This window comes from Kitasatospora sp. NPDC036993 (assembly GCF_055607525.1).
Genome location: NZ_JBVJRP010000012.1, coordinates 106,027 through 124,102, shown reverse-complemented (window position 1 = coordinate 124,102; position 18,076 = coordinate 106,027). Strand labels below are relative to the sequence as shown.

19 protein-coding genes are annotated in these 18,076 nt (G+C 72.7%); 6 read left to right on the top strand and 13 right to left on the bottom strand.

Annotation, left to right across the window (positions count from 1 at the left end):
* Nucleotides 1–123 precede the first annotated feature (123 nt).
* Both rph and ACZ7C5_RS25590 read right to left on the bottom strand, forming a co-directional pair.
* Nucleotides 124–849 (bottom strand): ribonuclease PH, encoded by a 726-nt coding sequence (rph, locus tag ACZ7C5_RS25595; protein ID WP_188296696.1) that lies wholly within the window; start codon nucleotides 847–849, stop codon nucleotides 124–126.
* A gap of 153 nt (nucleotides 850–1,002) precedes the next feature.
* Nucleotides 1,003–1,236 (bottom strand): PTS sugar transporter subunit IIB, encoded by a 234-nt coding sequence (locus ACZ7C5_RS25590; RefSeq protein WP_030060521.1) that lies wholly within the window; start codon nucleotides 1,234–1,236, stop codon nucleotides 1,003–1,005.
* A 408-nt stretch (nucleotides 1,237–1,644) separates the two neighbouring features.
* On the opposite strand from ACZ7C5_RS25590, the gene ACZ7C5_RS25585 reads away from it, so the two are divergent.
* From ACZ7C5_RS25585 to ACZ7C5_RS25570, 4 genes are all read left to right on the top strand, one after another.
* The gene (locus ACZ7C5_RS25585) at nucleotides 1,645–2,946 is read left to right on the top strand and encodes a PTS transporter subunit EIIC (RefSeq protein ID WP_401090873.1); all 1,302 of its coding nucleotides are present in this window, start codon (nucleotides 1,645–1,647) and stop codon (nucleotides 2,944–2,946) included.
* A 375-nt stretch (nucleotides 2,947–3,321) separates the two neighbouring features.
* Nucleotides 3,322–4,599 carry a PTS transporter subunit EIIC gene (locus ACZ7C5_RS25580; protein ID WP_401090871.1) on the top strand — a complete coding sequence of 426 codons (1,278 nt, stop codon included), beginning with the start codon at nucleotides 3,322–3,324 and terminating at the stop codon, nucleotides 4,597–4,599.
* Between the two features lie 466 nt (nucleotides 4,600–5,065).
* The gene (locus ACZ7C5_RS25575; protein ID WP_401090869.1) at nucleotides 5,066–6,166 is read left to right on the top strand and encodes an LLM class flavin-dependent oxidoreductase; all 1,101 of its coding nucleotides are present in this window, start codon (nucleotides 5,066–5,068) and stop codon (nucleotides 6,164–6,166) included.
* On the top strand, nucleotides 6,163–7,449 hold the full coding sequence (locus ACZ7C5_RS25570; protein ID WP_401090867.1) for an LLM class flavin-dependent oxidoreductase: 1,287 nt from the start codon (nucleotides 6,163–6,165) through the stop codon (nucleotides 7,447–7,449). The genes ACZ7C5_RS25575 and ACZ7C5_RS25570 overlap by 4 nt, the downstream gene beginning before the upstream one ends.
* A gap of 144 nt (nucleotides 7,450–7,593) precedes the next feature.
* Here ACZ7C5_RS25570 and ACZ7C5_RS25565 read toward each other — a convergent pair whose 3' ends face one another.
* Nucleotides 7,594–8,619, bottom strand: coding sequence for a helix-turn-helix transcriptional regulator (locus ACZ7C5_RS25565; protein WP_470323528.1), 1,026 nt, complete (start codon nucleotides 8,617–8,619; stop codon nucleotides 7,594–7,596).
* A 187-nt stretch (nucleotides 8,620–8,806) separates the two neighbouring features.
* Between ACZ7C5_RS25565 and ACZ7C5_RS25560 the strand changes: the two genes are divergently transcribed.
* Nucleotides 8,807–9,721: a branched-chain amino acid transaminase gene (locus ACZ7C5_RS25560; RefSeq protein WP_470323527.1), complete on the top strand. Its 915-nt coding sequence runs from the start codon at nucleotides 8,807–8,809 to the stop codon at nucleotides 9,719–9,721.
* 49 nt (nucleotides 9,722–9,770) lie between these two features.
* Here ACZ7C5_RS25560 and ACZ7C5_RS25555 read toward each other — a convergent pair whose 3' ends face one another.
* The 3 genes from ACZ7C5_RS25555 to ACZ7C5_RS25545 form a co-directional block, all read right to left on the bottom strand.
* Nucleotides 9,771–11,135 carry an LAETG motif-containing sortase-dependent surface protein gene (locus tag ACZ7C5_RS25555; protein WP_470323526.1) on the bottom strand — a complete coding sequence of 455 codons (1,365 nt, stop codon included), beginning with the start codon at nucleotides 11,133–11,135 and terminating at the stop codon, nucleotides 9,771–9,773.
* A 215-nt stretch (nucleotides 11,136–11,350) separates the two neighbouring features.
* Nucleotides 11,351–12,097 carry an MBL fold metallo-hydrolase gene (locus ACZ7C5_RS25550; protein ID WP_188299419.1) on the bottom strand — a complete coding sequence of 249 codons (747 nt, stop codon included), beginning with the start codon at nucleotides 12,095–12,097 and terminating at the stop codon, nucleotides 11,351–11,353.
* A gap of 234 nt (nucleotides 12,098–12,331) precedes the next feature.
* Nucleotides 12,332–12,523 (bottom strand): helix-turn-helix domain-containing protein, encoded by a 192-nt coding sequence (locus tag ACZ7C5_RS25545; protein WP_188299420.1) that lies wholly within the window; start codon nucleotides 12,521–12,523, stop codon nucleotides 12,332–12,334.
* A 198-nt stretch (nucleotides 12,524–12,721) separates the two neighbouring features.
* Here ACZ7C5_RS25545 and ACZ7C5_RS25540 point away from each other — a divergent pair, with 198 nt between their 5' ends.
* The gene (locus ACZ7C5_RS25540) at nucleotides 12,722–13,171 is read left to right on the top strand and encodes a type II toxin-antitoxin system PemK/MazF family toxin (protein WP_401090859.1); all 450 of its coding nucleotides are present in this window, start codon (nucleotides 12,722–12,724) and stop codon (nucleotides 13,169–13,171) included.
* 4 nt (nucleotides 13,172–13,175) lie between these two features.
* Here ACZ7C5_RS25540 and ACZ7C5_RS25535 read toward each other — a convergent pair whose 3' ends face one another.
* From ACZ7C5_RS25535 to clpS, 7 genes are all read right to left on the bottom strand, one after another.
* Nucleotides 13,176–14,144, bottom strand: a complete 969-nt coding sequence (locus tag ACZ7C5_RS25535; protein ID WP_470323525.1) for a PLP-dependent cysteine synthase family protein — start codon at nucleotides 14,142–14,144, stop codon at nucleotides 13,176–13,178.
* A gap of 76 nt (nucleotides 14,145–14,220) precedes the next feature.
* Complete coding sequence (locus ACZ7C5_RS25530; protein WP_188299422.1) at nucleotides 14,221–14,499, bottom strand: MoaD/ThiS family protein; 279 nt, start codon at nucleotides 14,497–14,499, stop codon at nucleotides 14,221–14,223.
* Between the two features lie 118 nt (nucleotides 14,500–14,617).
* A complete protein-coding gene (locus ACZ7C5_RS25525; RefSeq protein WP_310593142.1) occupies nucleotides 14,618–14,737 on the bottom strand; it encodes a putative leader peptide in 120 nt (39 codons plus the stop codon).
* Nucleotides 14,738–14,876: 139 nt separating this feature from the next.
* A complete protein-coding gene (locus ACZ7C5_RS25520; protein WP_188299423.1) occupies nucleotides 14,877–15,308 on the bottom strand; it encodes a M67 family metallopeptidase in 432 nt (143 codons plus the stop codon).
* Between the two features lie 76 nt (nucleotides 15,309–15,384).
* Nucleotides 15,385–16,839: an amino acid permease gene (locus ACZ7C5_RS25515; RefSeq protein ID WP_401090852.1), complete on the bottom strand. Its 1,455-nt coding sequence runs from the start codon at nucleotides 16,837–16,839 to the stop codon at nucleotides 15,385–15,387.
* Nucleotides 16,840–17,036: 197 nt separating this feature from the next.
* Complete coding sequence (locus tag ACZ7C5_RS25510) at nucleotides 17,037–17,609, bottom strand: DUF2017 domain-containing protein (RefSeq protein WP_401090850.1); 573 nt, start codon at nucleotides 17,607–17,609, stop codon at nucleotides 17,037–17,039.
* A 78-nt stretch (nucleotides 17,610–17,687) separates the two neighbouring features.
* A complete protein-coding gene (clpS, locus tag ACZ7C5_RS25505; RefSeq protein WP_188299426.1) occupies nucleotides 17,688–17,981 on the bottom strand; it encodes an ATP-dependent Clp protease adapter ClpS in 294 nt (97 codons plus the stop codon).
* Between the last annotated feature and the right edge of the window lie 95 nt (nucleotides 17,982–18,076).

Genomic DNA, 18,076 nt, shown 5'->3' with positions numbered 1-18,076 from the left:
TGGCCCGTACGGGTGTCCGGACCGTGGCCCGTACCGGTGTGCGGGCGCGGCCCGAACGGCCGTCCGCGCCCGCGGTCTGAACGTGCGTCCGACCGGGTCCACGGCTGCGGGGCCCGCGCCGGTTCAGCCCTCCAGGGCCTTGCGCTGGATCTCGTCGAGCTCCGCGCAGCCGAGGCTGCCGAGGTCGAGCAGCCGGTTGAGCAGGTCGCGGTCGAACGGGGCGCCCTCGGCGGTGCCCTGGACCTCGACGAAGCGGCCGTCGGCGGTGCAGACGATGTTCATGTCGGTCTCGGCGCGCACGTCCTCCTCGTACCTGAGGTCGAGCATCGGGGCGCCGTCGATGATGCCGACGCTGACGGCGCTGACGCCGCCGGTGATCGGCTGGCCCTTGGCGCGCAGCAGCTTCTTGTCGCGGGCCCAGGCGACGGCGTCGACCAGGGCGACGTAGGCGCCGGTGATGGCGGCGGTGCGGGTGCCGCCGTCGGCCTGGAGGACGTCGCAGTCGAGGACGATGGTGTTCTCGGCGAGCGCACGGTGGTCGACCACGGCGCGCAGCGAGCGGCCGATGAGCCGGCTGATCTCGTGGGTGCGGCCGCCGATGCGGCCCTTGACGGCTTCGCGGTCGCCGCGGGTGTTGGTGGCGCGCGGGAGCATGGAGTACTCGGCGGTGACCCAGCCCTCGCCGCTGCCCTTGCGCCAGCGGGGCACGCCCTCGGTGACGCTGGCGGTGCACAGCACCTTGGTGTCGCCGTAGGAGATGAGGACGGAGCCTTCGGCGTGCTTGCTCCAGCCCCGTTCGATGGTGATCGGGCGGAGCTGTTCGGGGGTGCGGCCGTCGATGCGTGACATAGGCACTGAGCGTAGTCGCTCGGGGGCTGCGTCCGGATGGCGCTCCGGGGCCGCGTCCGGATGGCGTCGCGGGGGCCGCTCGGGATGCGCCGCGGCCCGCTGTCCCCCTGAGCGGGTCGGCGGGCCGGGCGGGCTGAACCTGGGTGGCTCAGCTCACATCATGTCCTCGATGTCGGCGGCGATCGGGTCGGCGTCGGTGCCGATGACGACCTGGATCGCGGTGCCCATCTTGACGACGCCGTGGGCGCCGGCGGCCTTGAGGGCGGCCTCGTCGACCAGGGAGGCGTCCTTGACCTCGGTGCGCAGGCGGGTGATGCAGCCCTCGACCTCTTCGATGTTGTCGATGCCGCCCAGACCGGCGACGATCTTCTCAGCCTTGCTGGCCATCTGATTTCTCCCTCTGTACTCGGCCCTTCGGCGGCTCTGCCGGGTGCCGTCCTGCGCTGGTGCTGGGGTTGTTGTCCCTCGACCGTCGGGCGGTGAGGTCCGTGCCGGTGGCTGATGCGGGTTCAGCGGCGGTCGTGCTGGCGAGCAGCGCGACCAGCATCACCCGTGCCGGTCCGATTTGCCACGTTAGTCCACTTTCGGCCCATCCCGGCGGGCGGGCTCCCGGTCGTCGCCCGAGGATGACGATCAGCGGGGCCGGCTCCTCCGGGGTTCGGCCTGCGTCCAAGTGGTCTACACCAATATAGGTGTACCCCGATGAACGCAGGCAGGGACCCCGGGTGTTCCCGGGCTCCGCCCGAGGGTCCCGCGGGGGCCCCCGGGTCGGCAACTGCTCCCGGAGGGCGAAGGATGAGTTCGGCAGGCGCCACGACCCCGCAGACCACGTGGTGGCACACCTTCTACGGCGGCCTCCAGAAGATGGGCCGCTCCCTGCAGCTGCCGGTGGCGGTGCTCCCCGCCGCGGGCATCCTCAACCGGCTCGGCCAGCCGGACGTGTTCGGCAAGGACGGGCTGGGCTGGGACAACGTCGCGAAGGTGTTCGCCTCGGCGGGCGGCGCGCTGCTCGACTCCTCCTTCGGCCTGCCGCTGCTGTTCTGCGTCGGCGTCGCGATCGGCATGGCGAAGAAGGCGGACGGCTCCACGGCGCTGGCCGCCGTGGTCGGCTTCCTCGTCTACTACAAGGTCCTGCACGCCTTCCCGGAGAGCTGCCCGGCGGGAACGACCCTGGCCCCGGACGCCTGGACCGGCCAGTGCGTGAGCTACTCGTCGGCGAAGATCGCCGCCGCGACGTACCAGAACCCGGGCGTGCTGGGCGGCATCCTGATCGGCCTGCTGTCGGCCTGGCTGTGGGTCCGGCTCCACCGCACCAGGCTGGTCGACTGGCTCGGCTTCTTCAACGGCCGCCGCCTGGTGCCGATGGTCACCGCCCTGGTGGGCCTGGTCATCGCCGTGCTGGCGCTCTGGGTCTGGCCGCCGATCGGGCGCGGCCTGAACGACTTCTCGCAGAACCTCTCCGACCTCGGCGCGGGCGGCGCCGGCATCTTCGGCGTGTTCAACCGCGCGCTGCTGCTGATCGGCATGCACCAGCTGCTGAACACCTTCGTCTGGTTCCAGTTCGGGTCGTTCGACAAGCCGGACGGCACGATCGTGCACGGCGACATCCCGCGCTTCCTGGCGGGCGACCCGACCGCCGGCCAGTTCCAGACCGGCTTCTTCCCGATCATGATGTTCGCGCTCCCGGCCGCCGCCCTCGCCATGGCGCACGCGGCGAAGCCGCACCGGCGCAAGGAGATCTACGGCCTGATGCTCTCGGTCGGCCTGACCTCCTTCGTCACCGGTGTCACCGAGCCGCTCGAGTACTCCTTCGCCTACATCGCCCCGGCCCTGTACGCCGTGCACGCGCTGCTGACCGGCGCCTCGATGGCGGTGACCTGGGGGCTCGGGGTGCACGACGGGTTCAGCTTCTCGGCCGGCCTGATCGACTACGTGATCAACTGGGGACTGGCCACCAAACCGTGGCTGATCATCCCGATCGGGCTCTGCTTCGCCGCCGTGTACTACGCGCTCTTCCGGTTCATCATCGTCAAATTCGATCTGAAAACACCGGGTCGGGAGGACGAAGCAGAGGTGGAGGACGTCACCAAGGCCTGAAACCGAGCGTCACCGGGGTTATCCCCGCATTGGCCTCCGGACCCACCGGTCCGGGGGCCATCGGCTTTTTTCACAGGGGGGCGGCCCCGGCCCAACTCCCCTGGCAGGACCGGGTGTGCTTTTGTTGCGCGATTAGCCAAAATCGGTTTTGTTGCGTGACCGGCCAAAATCCAATGGTGACCGGCGGCCATGATCGCCGCCGGTATGTAGGTTTCGATTTCATAGCGCTTCCCGGCGACAGCGCTTTCCGGGGTTCCTCGACTTCTCCACCCGTGCTACAAAACTGGTCTACACCACGTGTGGTGTAGACCAGTTCGCGGTTGGCCCCCTGTGCCTCCCCCCGACCGACCGCCATGCCGTAAGGAACCCACCCCCATGAGTCAGTCTGAGCAGGCACCGGCGCCCGCCACGGCTCCGGCCCCGCCAAGCCCCGCCAAGAAGTTCGGCCAGAGCCTCCTCCAGGGTCTGCAGAAGATCGGTCGCAGCCTCCAGCTGCCCATCGCCGTGCTCCCCGCGGCCGGCCTGCTGATGCGTCTCGGCCAGGACGACGTGTTCGGCAAGGACGGCCTCGGCTGGGACAAGGTCGCCGCGGTGTTCAACACCGCCGGCACCTCGGTCTTCGACGCGCTGCCGATGCTCTTCGCGGTGGGTATCGCGATCGGCTACGCGAAGAAGGCGGACGGCTCCACCGCCCTCGCCGCGCTGGTCGGCTACCTGGTGTACAAGAACGTGCTCACCGCGTTCCCGATCACCGAGTACAAGATCCTCCCCGGCAAGGACGAACCCGCCACCTACCAGAACCCGGGTGTGCTCGGCGGCATCGTCATAGGCCTGCTGGCCGCGGTGCTGTGGCAGAAGTACCACCGCACCAGGCTGGTCGACTGGCTCGGCTTCTTCAACGGCCGCCGCCTGGTCCCGATCATCATGGCCTTCGTCGGCACCGCCGTCGGCGTCTTCTTCGGTCTGGCCTGGGGCCCGATCGGCGACGTCATCAAGAGCCTGAACGACAGCCTGATCAGCGCCGGCGCGCTCGGTGCGGGTGCCTTCGGCCTGGTCAACCGCGGTCTGCTGCCGGTCGGCATGCACCAGTTCGTGAACTCCTACGCCTGGTTCCAGACCGGTGACTTCACCAAGCCCGACGGCACCGTCGTGCACGGCGACCTGACCCGCTTCTTCGCCGGCGACCCGACCGCCGGACAGTTCATGACGGGCTTCTACCCGATCATGATGTTCGCGCTGCCCGCCGCCGCGCTGGCCATCGCCCACGCCGCCAAGCCGCACCGCCGCAAGGCCGTCACCGGCATGATGATGTCGCTGGCCCTGACCTCCTTCGTGACCGGTGTCACCGAGCCGATCGAGTTCGCCTTCGTCTTCATCGCCCCGGTCCTGTACGTCATCCACGCGGTGCTGACCGGCCTCTCGATGGCCCTGACCTGGGCGCTCGGCGCACACGTCGGCTTCACCTTCTCCGGCGGCCTGATCGACTACGCGCTGGCCTGGACGAAGGCCACCAACCCGTGGATCATCATCCCGCTCGGCCTGGCCTTCGCCGCGGTCTACTACTTCCTGTTCCGCTTCGCGATCACCAAGTTCAACCTCAAGACCCCCGGTCGCGAGGACGACGACGAGATCGAGGACGTCACCAAGGCCTGACGCCCGCGTCACCACCACGCCTCGAAGGCCCCGCCCCGCCGCTGCTCCCCCAGCGGCGGGGCGGGGCCTTCCGCGTACCCGGGCCCGCCCCGCGCGTACCGGGCCCGCCCCATGCGTGCCCGGGGCACTCCGGGCGGTCGGGAAAGCCGGTTGACGAACCGACGGACGCCCTGGTCAACTGAAGCGGTGAACGCCTCGTGCCCGCTGGTCACCCGCAGCCACATCGACTTCGGTCGCGTGTGGTCCGCGGCGTGTCGCGGCTGAGCTGACCGTTCCCCCACCGCCGCCCGGCTGACGACCCGCCCGGCGCCGGTCCTCCCTCCCCCCTCCCCCCGCCCGCACGGGCCCCGCCCACGCAGGCTCCGCCCGCGGGCCACCACCGCGCTCCGGCGTGCCCCCGCGCGGCCGTCTCCGCACGGCCGCGCCGGTCGCCCGCACGCGTCCGCACGAGGAAGTCAGGCTCACCATGCCCCGCCAGTTGCACCTGTCCGCAGCCCTCGACAGCCCCGGCCGTCTCGACGCCGGGCACTACGCCGCCCTCGCCCGCCACGCCGAACGGGCCACCCTGGACTTCGTCACCCTCGACGACTCCTTCGCCGCCGAGCCGCACCGCCCCGACGCCCTCGCCACCCTCGCCCGGATCGCCCCGCTGACCGGCCGGGTCGGGCTGGTGCCGACCGTCACCACCACCCACACCGAGCCCTTCCACACCTCGATCTCGGTCAACACCCTGGACTGGGCGAGCGAGGGCCGGGCCGGCTGGCTGGTCGGCGTCTCCACGACCGAGGCCGAGGCGCGGGCCTTCGGCCGCAAGCCGGCCGCCGCCGAGGACGAGCTGTGGGCCGAGGCCGCCGACGCCGTCGAGGTGGCCGCCCGGCTCTGGGACAGCTGGGAGGACGACGCGGAGATCCGCGACACCGCCACCGGACGGTTCGTCGACCGCGACAAGCTGCACTACGTCGACTTCGCGGGCCCGCACTTCTCGGTCCGCGGGCCATCCATCACCCCGCGCCCGCCGCAGGGCCGCCCGGTCGTCACGGTGCCGGTCACCGCCGCGGACCTCACACCGGACGCCTCCCCCGGCGGGCGCGCCCGGGTCGCCGCCGCCATCCGGCACGCCGACGTCGTGCTGCTCGACGCCCCCGACCGTGCCACCCGGCTGACCGCCGCCACCGAACTGCGGCTGCGGGCCGGCGAGAACCTGCGCGTCCTCGCCCGGCTCGACGCCTCACTGTCCGCCCTGCCCGACCGGGCCGCCGACGAGCGGCTGCTCGCCGAACTCACCGCGACCGGCACCGGCGTCGACGGCTTCCACCTCACCCCCGCCGACCCGCTGCGCGACCTGGCCGCGCTGGCCGACCGGATCGCCCCGGCCCTGCGCGCCGCCGGACTGCTGCGCACCGGCTACCCCGGCCGCACCCTGCGCGACCACCTCGGCCTGGCCCGCCCGGCCAGCCGCTACGCCGCCCGCCCCGCCGACGCCTCCACCGGTGCCCCTGCCACCGGCGACCTGTCCACCGGTGCCCCTTCCACCACCGCCCCCGCCCTCGCCGAGGTGACCCGATGACGGACCGACCGCTCAAGCAGATCCACCTCGCCGCGCACTTCCCCGGCGTCAACAACACCACGGTGTGGAGCGACCCGGCCGCCGGCAGCCACATCGAGTTCGGCTCCTTCCGCCACCTCGCGCAGACCGCCGAGCGCGGGAAGTTCGACTTCTTCTTCCTCGCCGAGGGCCTGCGGCTGCGCGAGACCAAGGGCCTCATCCACGATCTGGACGTGGTCGGCCGTCCCGAGTCGATCACCGTGCTGAACGCGCTGGCCGCCGTCACCGAGCGGCTCGGACTGGCCGCCACCGTCAACGCGACCTTCAACGAGCCGTACGAACTGGCCCGCCGCCTCGCCTCCCTGGACCACCTCTCCGGCGGGCGCGCGGCCTGGAACGTGGTCACCTCCTCGGACGCCTTCACCGGCGAGAACTTCCGCCGCGGCGGCTACCTGGACCGCGCCGACCGGTACACCAGGGCCGCCGAATCCGTGCAGCTGGCACGGGAGTTCTGGGACGCCGGGGAGGAGCCCGTCCGGCACTCGGGGCCGCAGTTCGACGTCGAGGGCCGGCTCTCGCTGCCCCGCCCGCCGCAGGGCCACCCGGTGGTGATCCAGGCCGGCGACTCCGACGAGGGCCGGGAGTTCGCCGCCGCCACCGCCGACGTGGTCTTCTCCCGGCACTCCACCCTCGCCGACGGCCAGGCCTTCCACGCCGACGTCAAGCGCCGGCTCGCCGCGTACGGGCGCAAGCCGGACGAGCTGAAGATCATGCCCGGAGCCACCTTCGTGCTCGGCGACACCGACACCGAGGCGGCCGAACGGGCCCACGAGATCCGCCGGGCCCAGGTCAGCCCGCAGACCGCGCTCGCCTTCCTGGAGCAGGTCTGGGGCGTCGACCTGTCCGACCACGACCCGGACGGCCCGCTGCCGTCCGTCGACCCCGTCCCGGACAGCGCCCTGGTCCAGGGCCGGGTGCGGCACACCGACCCGGTGACCGTCGCCGAACAGTGGCGCGCGGTGGCCGCGGAGAAGAAGCTGACCAGCCGCGAGCTGGTGATCGAGGTGACCGGGCGGCAGTCCTTCATCGGCTCGCCCGGGACCGTCGCCGCCCGGATCGACCACTTCGTGCAGAACGACGCGGCCGACGGCTTCATCCTCGTCCCCCACCTCACCCCGGGCGGCCTGGACGAGTTCGTCGACCGGGTGGTGCCGCTGCTCCAGGAGCGCGGGGTGTTCCGCACCGACTACACCGGCCCCACCCTGCGGGACCACCTCGGGCTGCCGGTGCCCGGGCGGCGCTGACCCAGGGCCCAGGGTGTGTCTGACAATTCGCGTCGGAACAGGGCGCGGCGTTGGGGTGCGTGCATCGCAAGGCGGAGGAGGGGGACCTCCCGGCCGAAGGCTGGGGGCGCGTCGCGCACCCGGCGGGAATTGATCAGACACACCCTAGATCCACCCGCGCCGAGCGGCGTGCACGCCGGCCTGGAAGCGGCTCTCCGCGCCCAGGCCGGCGGTCAGTTCGGCGACCAGCCTGCGCACCGTGCGCTCCGACACCTCCAGCTTCCTGGCGATCGCGGCGTCCGTCTGCCCGGCCGCCAGCAGGCGCAGCACCGCGACCTGGCGATCGGTCGTCTCCGCTTCCCCGGGGCCGAGTTCGGGCGGGGTCCAGGCGGCCGACCAGAAGTACTCGAACAGCTCCGCCACCAGGGCCACCAGAGCCGGCTCGCGGACCACCACCGCCGCCTCGGCGACCGGAGCGGCCCCGCCAGGTCCGGCGCCGGGCGCGGGCAGGATCGCCAGCCGGGCGTCCACCACGATCAGCCAGAGCGGCAGCGAGTGCGCCGCCCTGATCCTGGCCCCGGCCCCGGTCAGCTCCCGGACGTGCGCCAGCACGGCGGGGCGGCGCAGCGCGGCGGCCGGGTAGATGGTGCGCAGGGCGGCGCCGTGGGCGAGGGCGAGGCGTTCGCGGGCGAGCTTGCCGGCCAGGGCGGGGCCGGAGAGGTCCTGGCCGGGGCGCAGCGAGAGGGCCTCGGTGCGGGCGCCGCGGGCGGCGTCCTCCAGCAGGGCGGCGATCCGGTCGGCGCCGCGGACGAGTTCGAGTGCGGTGTCGGCGCGGTGCCGTTGCTGGACGGGCAGGTAGCCGGTGTGCAGCCGGTCGACGGAGTCGCGGGCGTGGCGCAGGGCGGTGACCAGGGCGGTGACCTGGGTGTCGGCGTCGAGCAGGAGCTGGCGTACGGCGGTGTCGACGGAGACGGCGGTGCCGGTGGTGCCGGTGGAGTCAGTGCCGGTGGAGTCCTCGTTCCGGTGGTGGTCGGCGGTCGGCTGGAGCAGGCCGAGTGCGCGCAGCTCGGCAGTGGCGGCGGCGAGCCTGCGGCCGTCCCAGTCGAGGCCGAGGGTCTCGGGCGGGCGACCGGGTTCGGTGAGCAGGCGGGCGTAGAGCTGGGTGGCGTCGGTGCCGGTGGGGCTCTCCATCGGCGCAGCCTAGTGACGGCGGGCGGGGGCCGGTCGGGGGTTTCCGCTCCGCGAGACGGCGGCGGCCCGGCGGCGGTACGGCGGTGAAGTCCGCTGTCCGGTACGGCGTTTCCGCTCCAGGACATGGCCGGTTGCGGTCGGCCGCGGCGGGCTGACCCGGTCGCCCGCGGCCCGCAGGATGTCCGGCATGGCTCTTCCCGAAGCTTCGACGATCTGGTGGAACGGCGCCCTGGTGCCCTGGCGGGAGGCCCGGGTGCACGTCCTCGCGCACGGCCTGCACTACGGCACGGGGGTGCTGGAGGGCACCCGGGTGTTCGCGACGGCGGACGGCCCCGCGGTCTTCCGGCTACCCGAGCACCTGCGCCGGCTGCACCGCAGCGCCCGGATGATCAGGATGGAACTCCCTTACGACGTAGCCGACTTGACCAGAGCTACGGTGGACCTGGTGCGCACCAACGGCCACCGGGACTGCTACCTGCGGCACTTCGCCTTCCTCGGCTACGGCACGATGGGCATCGACATGCGCCACTCGCCGGTCGACGTGTCGATCGCGAGCTGGGAGTGGCGGGGCCAACTCCCGCACGAGGAGGGCGGGATCACGCTGAAGACGAGCAGCTGGCGGCGGAACGACCCGAACGCGGTGCCGCCCGCCGCGAAGGCCACCGGCCCGTACCTGAACTCGGTGCTCGCCCGCCGGGAGGCCAACGACGCGGGCTACGACGAGGCGCTGCTGCTCGGGCCGGACGGCACGGTGAGCGAGTGCACCGGGGAGAACGTGTTCGCGGTCAGGGACGGGGTGCTGCGCACTCCCCCGTCGAGCGCGGGTGCCCTGGAGGGCATCACCCAGGACACCGTGCTGACCCTGGCCCGTGACCTGGGGATCGAGGCCCGGGTGGAGAGCCTGCTGCGCTCGGACCTGTACGCGGCGGACGAGCTGTTCGTCTGCGGTACGGCGGCGGGCGTCATCCCGGTGCGCGCCCTGGACGACCGGGCCCTGCCCCCCGCGCCCGGCCCGGTGACGAGCCGGCTGCGGGAGGCCTACCGGGCGGCCGTGACCGGTGCCGATCCGCGCTACCGGCACTGGCTGACGCCGGTGGCGTGACCGTGCGCGGTCCGTCCGGTGCGGCGGACGGACCGCGCTCGGAAGGCGGTCAGCCGGTGCGGCGGCGGCGGATCAGGGTGAAGGCGCCTGCCCCGACGCCGACCAGCAGTGCGCCGACGCCCGCGATCAGGCCGGTCCGGTCGCTGTCGCCGCCGGTGGAGGCCAGGTTGACGTCCGCCGGCCGGGCGGCGGCCGCCGGGGCACCGTCCGCGGGCGGGGCGGTGGGCGCGGCCGGGGCGGCGGGCGCGGCGGTGGCGTCGCCGGCCGGGCGGGCGGCGGGCGCGCCACCGGCCGGCTTCGAACCGTCCGAACCGTCCGAGCCATGAGAGCCGTGAGAGCCGTGAGAGCCGGACGGTGCTGCCCGGGTCACGTCGGCCTCCCGGGCGGCGATCCCCTGGGCGGTGGTCGTGGCCGGCCGGCCGGTGGGCTTCGGGGCCGGGGCGACGACCTGGACCTTGGCGCCGCGCGAGCACATGGTGGTGCCCCGGAGGGGAAGGTCGCCCTCGTTGACGAAGACGCAGGGGTTCAGCTCGGTGGTGCCGAGCGGGGTGTCTGCCGGGTAGCCGACCCGGACCCGCCTGGTCGTCGAACTGTTCGGCGCCGCCGAGGAGTTGCGGCCGTCCAGGTAGAAGCCCGCCGGGGGCTCGGCCGCGCTGGTGACCGGTGCCAGGACGGTCCAGGCGCCGTCGTCGCCGCGGACCTCGACCCTGGCGTGCCGGTCGGTGAACAGCACGTTCCCGAGGTTGGTGTAGGCGGACGGGGTGGGGTTGTCGAGCACCGCGTCGAACTCGATCGGTGCCCCGCCGGCGACAGCGGTGGCCGGGACCCCGGACACGCCGTTGCTGATCGCGTCGACCTTGATCACGTGGGTGTCGTTCAGCGGCGGCTCGATCGGGGAGTCCAGCCACCAGCCCTTGACGCCGGTGCGGAAGGTGAGGTCCGGGCCGACGCCGCCGTTGGAGGCCCCGTCGTGGGGCAGGCCCATGGGGACGCCGAGGCGCACCTTGATGTCCGTGCCGCCCGCCAGGGTGTGGAGCTTGTCGGTGGCGCCCGAGTAGACCGTCCGGTCCGCCTCGGTGCGCTCCTCCAGGTCGACCGTGCGCCACGCGCCGAGCGAGTCGTCGTGGTACGCGAGGCTCAGCGCGTGCGGCGGCGTTCCGAGGCCGGTCTCGATCGAGAACTCCAGTACGACGGCGCTGCCCTGGTCCCCCGGGTTGCCGATGTGCTCGGTGAACTCGACCGGTCCGCCCGCGGCGCCGATCACGGCCGGGGCGTTCACGGTGAGGCTGAACGGCCCGGCGGTGGCGAAGGCCGGGGCGGCCGTCACGGCGCCGCCCGCGACCAGCGCGGCGGTGAGCGCGACCGCCGGGGCGAGCCGACGGGCCCGGTGCGGGGCACGGTTGTTCTTGCGCATGGGAATCCCCCCTGGATTTCCGCCCCGGACCGGCACGGCCGGGTCCGGGCAGCACGAAGCGAACCTGGTGACTGGTGTGATCGCGGCCGCACCCGACGGGCCGGCCGTTCCGGCGGTGTCTCCCGCCTCTTGTCCACCAGGACGTGCGGGGGGCGGCGGGGTTGCAGGTCGTCCCCCGAATTCTTCCGGGAATCCCGTGGACACCGTCGGCCCGCTCAGATCTCGTACACGGCGCCGGCCCGGGCGATCTCGACCGGCCCCGGGTAGGCGGCCGCGGCGTCCCTGCGGTTGTGCTCGGCGTCGGTCCACGGGGGGATGTGGGTGAGGACGAGCCGGCGGGCGCCGGCCGCGACGGCGTGCTCGCCCGCCTCGCGGCCGTTGAGGTGGACGGCCTGGTAGGTGTCGCGTCCGTCGATGTACGCGGCCTCGCAGAGGAAGAGGTCGGTGTCGCGGGCGAGCCCGACGAGTTCGGTGCTCTCCCCGGTGTCACCGCTGTAGACCAGCGAGCGGCCGTCGTGCTCCAGCCGGAAGGCGAAGGCGTCGACGGGGTGGTTGACCCGGGCGACGTCGATCCGGAACGGGCCGAGCTCGAAGCTGCCGGGGGTGAGGGTGCGGAACTCGAACACCTCCTTCATCCCGGGGTTCTCCGGCATGTCGTAGGCGCGGGCGAGGCGTTCCGCGGTGCCGGCCGGGCCGTACACGGGCAGCAGGCCCGGGCAGCCCTCGGCGCGGTAGTTGCGGGCCACCCAGTAGGCGCACAGGTCGACGCAGTGGTCGGCGTGGAGGTGGCTGAGCAGGACGGCGTCGACGTCGTAGAGGCCGGTGTACTTCTGGAGGGCGCCGAGGGCTCCGTTGCCGAGGTCGAGGACGACGCGGTAGCCCTCGGCCTCGACCAGGTAACTGGAACAGGGCGAGTCGGCGGCCGGGAAGCTCCCCGAGCACCCCACCACGGTCAGTTTCATCCGAGCCCCTCCGCCCCGACACGTCCTGGCTGCTGCTGGAAAACGGCGTCGCCGTCTTCCGTGGAGAACGGCGTGGAAAACGGCGGGCCGGGCCGGTGGACCGGCCGGTGGCACCGCGTTGGTGTGTCGAGGGTAAGGGCGGAGCGGCACTTTGCCCCCGTCCCCGTGCCGGGCTGTGGGCGGAATCACCAGAACGCCCGGGGCGGGGACGAGGGCGGTTGACGGGGCCGGGTCTCAGCGGCTCCGTGGCCGGTTGCGGGCCCAGGTGCGGATGGTGAAGGGGTACCAGCGCGGGTGTCCGCTGCCGTCGGTCAGGTCCGGATCGGGCAGCAGCGCGTGCCGGCGGTAGCTGCGGACGGTCTCGGGCCGGACGTTGATGTGACGGGCGATCTCGGCGTAGGACCACAACTCGGGGCCACGGGCCACGGGGCACCTCCGGGGGGACGGGGGCGGACGTTCGTGACGCAGCCTTGCCGAGTCGGGCAGGGCGCCGGGCCCGGAACGGCCGCCGTGGCACGACCGTGACGAACCGGGAGCAATGCGCTGACAAACACCCGGACACCTGCCCGACCGTCGCGGCGGCCACGGTGGTGGCGTTCGCCCCGGGCCCGGTACGGTCGCCGCATGAACGGCATGACCGCTACCTGGCTCGTCCTGTCACTGCTCGGCGTCGCGCTGCTGGCCGCCGCCGTGGCGGTGCTGGTGCGGCGCACCCGCCCGGCCCCGCGCCCGGCCGGGCCGCCCCGCCCGCGGCCGCGCCCGGGGACCGCCCCGGCGCCGCGGGAGATCTGGTGGGCCGACGTGCCGTTCGAGGACGGCCCCGGCTCCAAGGACCGCCCGTGCCTGGTGCTGCGGGTGCACGGCCGGACCGCCACCGTCGCCAAGATCACCAGCAAGCACCGTGCCGAGCGCCCCGGCGTGCTGCCGCTGCCGCCCGGCACGGTGGGCGACCGGCAGGGCAGGACCAGCTGGCTGGAGACCGACGAGCTGCGCGAGGTGCCGCTGTCGTCCTTCCGCCGCCGGGCCGGCACCCTGGACCAGCGCTCCTGGGCCCGGGCCCGGCAGGGCCGGTAGCGCCCTACGCCCAGAGCTGGCCCTGCAGGGCCTCGACCGCGGCCTCGGTGGACTCGGCGGTGTAGATGCCGGTGGACAGGTACTTCCAGCCGCCGTCGGCGACCACGAAGACGATGTCCGCGCGCTCCCCCGCGGCCGCGGCCTTGCGGCCGACGCCGATCGCCGCGTGCAGGATGGCGCCGGTCGACACGCCTGCGAAGATGCCCTCCTGCTGGAGGAGTTCGCGGGTGCGGCGGACGGCGTCCGCGGAGCCGACCGAGAAGCGGGTGGTCAGCACCTCGGCGTCGTACAGCTCGGGGACGAAGCCCTCGTCCAGGTTGCGCAGCCCGTAGACCAGGTCGTCGTAGCGCGGCTCGGCGGCGACGATCCTCACGCCGGGGACCTTCTCGCGCAGGAAGCGGCCGACGCCCATCAGGGTGCCGGTGGTGCCGAGGCCGGCCACGAAGTGGGTGACGGTCGGCAGGTCGGCGAGGATCTCGGGGCCGGTGCCGGTGTAGTGGGCGCCCGCGTTGTCGGGGTTGCCGTACTGGTAGAGCATGACCCAGTCGGGGTGCTCGGCGGCGGTCTCCTTGGCGATCCGGACGGCGGTGTTGGAGCCGCCCGCGGCCGGCGAGGGGATGATCTCGGCGCCCCACATGCGGAGCAGCTCGCGCCGTTCCTCGCTGGTGTTCTCGGGCATCACGCAGACCATCCGGTAGCCCTTGAGCTTGGCGGCCATGGCCAGCGAGATGCCGGTGTTGCCGCTGGTGGGCTCCAGGATGGTGCAGCCGGGGGTGAGCCGGCCGTCGGCCTCGGCGCGCTCGATCATGTGCAGCGCCGGGCGGTCCTTGATCGAACCGGTGGGGTTGCGGTCCTCCAGCTTGGCCCAGAGGGTCACCAGGCCCTCGGCGTTGCCGGGGACGGCGGCGGACAGCCTCGGCAGGCGGACCAGCGGGGTGTTGCCGACGGCTTCGAGCGGACTGTCGTAGCGCAAGGGAGGCCTCCGGCCAAGGCGGTGAGGGTGACGAGGGACGGCTCCCCCCGCCGGGCCGGCGGGGGGAGCCGGGAGCTCAGCGGGCGCCGCCGGCGACGGCGGGCAGGATGGTGACGCTGTCACCGTCGGCGAGGGCGGTGGAGATGCCCTCCAGGAAGCGGACGTCCTCGTCGTTCAGGTAGACGTTGACGAAGCGGCGCAGCTCGCCGCCCTCGACCAGGCGGGCGGCGATGCCCGGGTGGCGGACGTCGAGGTCGGTGAAGAGTTCCCCGAGGTTGCTGCCGTTGCCCTCGACGGCCTTGGCGCCGTCGGTGTAGGTGCGGAGGATGGTCGGGATGCGGACCTCGATGGCCATGAGTGCGCTCCTGGGCGAGTCGTGGAGTGGATGGGCCGCAGCGAGCGCGGCGGGGCGGGCGCCCGGGGCCCGGCGTCGCGGGAGGGCGGCGGGCCCGGGTGAGTGGGTGCAGCGGCTCTCAGCGCGAGCGCGCGGGCGTGCCGGGACAGATCGCACCGGCGTGCCGGCACAGGTCGATGTGCAGGCGCGCCACGAGGCGGGTGCCCGGGGCCTGAGTGCTCACATCGACGGAACGCATGGGCTCATCGTATAGATTCCCGGCCCCGCTCCGACATGCCCGTCTCGGGATCCGGATGTTCTCGTTTCCCGTACTGAGACGACGGCGGCCCGCCGCCCCCTGGCGAGGGGGCGGCGGGCCGTGTCCGCGGGGCTGCCGGTCAGGCCTGGTAGGCCTCGACGACCTGCACGTCTTCCTCTGTGATCTCGCCGTCCACGATGCGGAACGAGCGGAACTCGTAGGGGTCCTCCTCGCCGGTGCCCTCGGCGGTGGAGACCAGGACGTAGTGGGCGAACGGCTCGGAGGCGTAGCTCACGTCGGTGCGCGAGGGGTAGGCCTCGGTGGCGGTGTGCGAGTGGTAGACGATCACCGGCTCCTCGTCCCGGTCGTCCATCTCGCGGTAGAGCTTGAGCAGGTCGCCCGAGTCGAACTCGTAGAAGGTGGGCGAGCGGGCGGCGTTGAGCATCGGGATGAACCGCTCGGGCCGTCCGCTGCCGGCCGGTCCCGCGACCACGCCGCAGGCCTCGTCCGGGTGGTCGGCGCGGGCGTGGGCCACGATCCGGTCGCGGAGTTCTCGGGTGATGGTCAGCATGCGGTCAGGATAGCCACGCCCCGGCGCGTGTCCGCCGGGGTGTCCGAGGCGCGGTCGGCCACCGTCCGAGGCACGGTCAGCGGGCGTCCGCGTTCCCGTCGGCGGCGGGCAGCCGGGCCGGGCCGGCGCCGTGGAGGGCCTGCGGGTCGCGGCGCTTGAGCACCCGGTAACCGACCACCAGCAGCAGGGCCCAGGCGGGGAAGACGAACAGCGAGATCCGGTTGTCCCGGTCCAGGCCGATCAGCACCACGACCACGGCGAGGAAGGCGAGCGCCGCCCCGCTGACCCAGGCGCCGCCGGGCGCCTTGAAGCTGGGCGCCGGCAGGCGGCCGGCCTGCCAGGCCCTGCGGTAGCGGATCTGGGAGATCAGGATCATCGCCCAGGTCCACAGGCCGCAGACCGTGGCGACCGAGGTGATGTACTCGAACGCCCGTGCCGGGACGAGGTAGTTGAGCACCACGCCGGCACCCATCAGCAGGCTGGAGACGGTGATCGCGAAGGCCGGGGTGCGGCGGGCGTTGAGCCTGGTGAGCCGTCCCGGTGCCTGCCCGCTCAGCGCGAGGTCGCGCAGCATGCGGCCGGTGGAGTACATCCCCGAGTTGCAGGAGGAGAGCGCCGCGGTGAGCACCACGAAGTTGATGATGCCGGCCGCCGCCGGGATGCCGATCTTGCCGAAGGCGGCGACGAACGGGCTGACGCCTGGCCGGAATTCGGTCCACGGGACGAGCGAGAGGATCACCACCAGCGCGCCGATGTAGAACAGCGCGATCCGCCAGGGCAGGGTGTTGATGGCGCGCGGCAGGGTCTTCTCGGGATTCTCGCTCTCGCCCGCGGTGACGCCGACGAGTTCGACGCCCAGGTAGGCGAACATGACGATCTGGAGGGTCATCACGGTGGAGCCGATGCCCTCGGGGAAGAAGCCGCCGTGCTGCCACAGGTGACTCACCGACGCGGTGTCACCGGCCTTGCTGAAACCGAGGGTCAGCACCCCGATGCCGATCAGGATCATGCCGATGATGGCGGTGACCTTGACCATGGAGAACCAGAACTCGATCTCGCCGAACAGCTTCACCGAGATCAGGTTGGCCCCGTAGAGCAGGACCAGGAAGGTCAGCGCGCTGATCCACTGAGGTATGCCGGGCGCCCAGAACCGCACGTAGACGGCGGCGGCGGTGGTCTCGGCCATGCCGGTGACGACCCAGAACAGCCAGTACGTCCAGCCGGTCACGTAGCCGGCGAAGGGGCCGAGGAACTCCCGGGCGTACTCGGCGAAGCTGCCGGAGACCGGGCGGTAGGTGAGGAGTTCGCCGAGTGCCCGCATGATCACGAAGATCACCAGGCCGGCGACGGCGTAGGAGAGGATCAGGCTCGGACCCGAGCGGGAGATCGCGGTGCCCGCACCGAGGAACAGGCCGGTGCCGATCGCGCCGCCGATCGCGATCATCTGGATCTGACGGCTGCCGAGCCCGCGCTCGTAACCCTCCTCGCCCGCCGTGCCCTCGGCCACTCCGTCGTACAACTTCTCGGCCATCGCGCACCGTCCTGGTCGGTCTCGGGGGTGGAGAAGTCGTACCACGCGGAGTTCGGACAGCGGTGTCCATCTGAGCGTTATTTGAGCATGACCCGTCCCGTTTTGCCCGATTTTCATAAGAAATGCCCCGGCCATTCGTCCGTATTCTGGACGAAACGACCGGGGCTTGCCCGGAACCGGGCAGGATCGGTGCGCGGTCAGTCCGCGATGGCCTCCAACAGCGACTCCTGCAGGGCTCCCAGCCACAGGTACGCCATCACCAGCGGCTTGCGCTCGTCGCCGTCCGGCAGCTCGTAGAGGCCGTCCTCGTCCTCCTCGGTGATCTCCAGCCGGGCCCCGACGGCCAGCCGCAGGTCGTTCAGCGCGCCCAGCCAGCGCAGGCAGTCGGGGGCCACGAGCTTGAGCACCCCGCCGTCGCCGAGGCCGTCCAGCGCCCGGACGACGAACAGCGCGTCGTCCCGCTTGCGGGCCCGCAGGTCCAGCTCGGTGAAGCGGCGGAACTCGCCCGCGGCGGCCCTGGTCTCGTCGTCCGCCGGCTTCTCCGGGTCCCCGTAGGCGTCCGGGAAGAGCCTGGCCAGCGCCGGATCGGTGGGCGCCTCGGTCGGGCCCTCGGCGAACAGCGCCGCCAGCGGGTCCCCGTCCTCCCCGCCCGGGCCCGGGCCGATCAGCTCCAGCAACTGCACTTCCAGCGAGCGCAGGATGGAGGCCTCCCACTCGTCCAGCGCGATCGCCGCGCCGCCACCGCCGGTGCTCTCGAACAACCCAGCCATCTGTATCGGTCAGCCCGTCTTCGTCGTCTTCGGTCGTACGGCCGGCGGTCCGGCAGTCCGGCGCCGGTCGGGTCGGCGTCAGTCGTGCTGCAGCGTCGCCCAGAGGCCGTAGCCGTGCATCGCCTGCACGTCACGCTCCATCTCCTCGCGGGAACCGCTGGAGACCACCGCCCGCCCCTTGGTGTGAACGTCCATCATCAGCTTCCTCGCCTTGTCCTTCGGGTAGCCGAAGTAGGCCTGGAAGACGTACTGGACATAGCTCATCAGGTTGACCGCATCGTTGTGCACGATGGTCACCCACGGCGTGTCCGGCTCGGTCACCGCCAGTCCTTCGACCTCCGGGCGCTCGATCTCCACGGGCGCGACGCTCACGCCGGGTCCTCCTCGCTGCACAGTCGTCCGATACCCCTCACGCCCCATGCTGCCATCCGGGGGACACCCGGGCGATTCCGGCCCCGGCGTCCCGA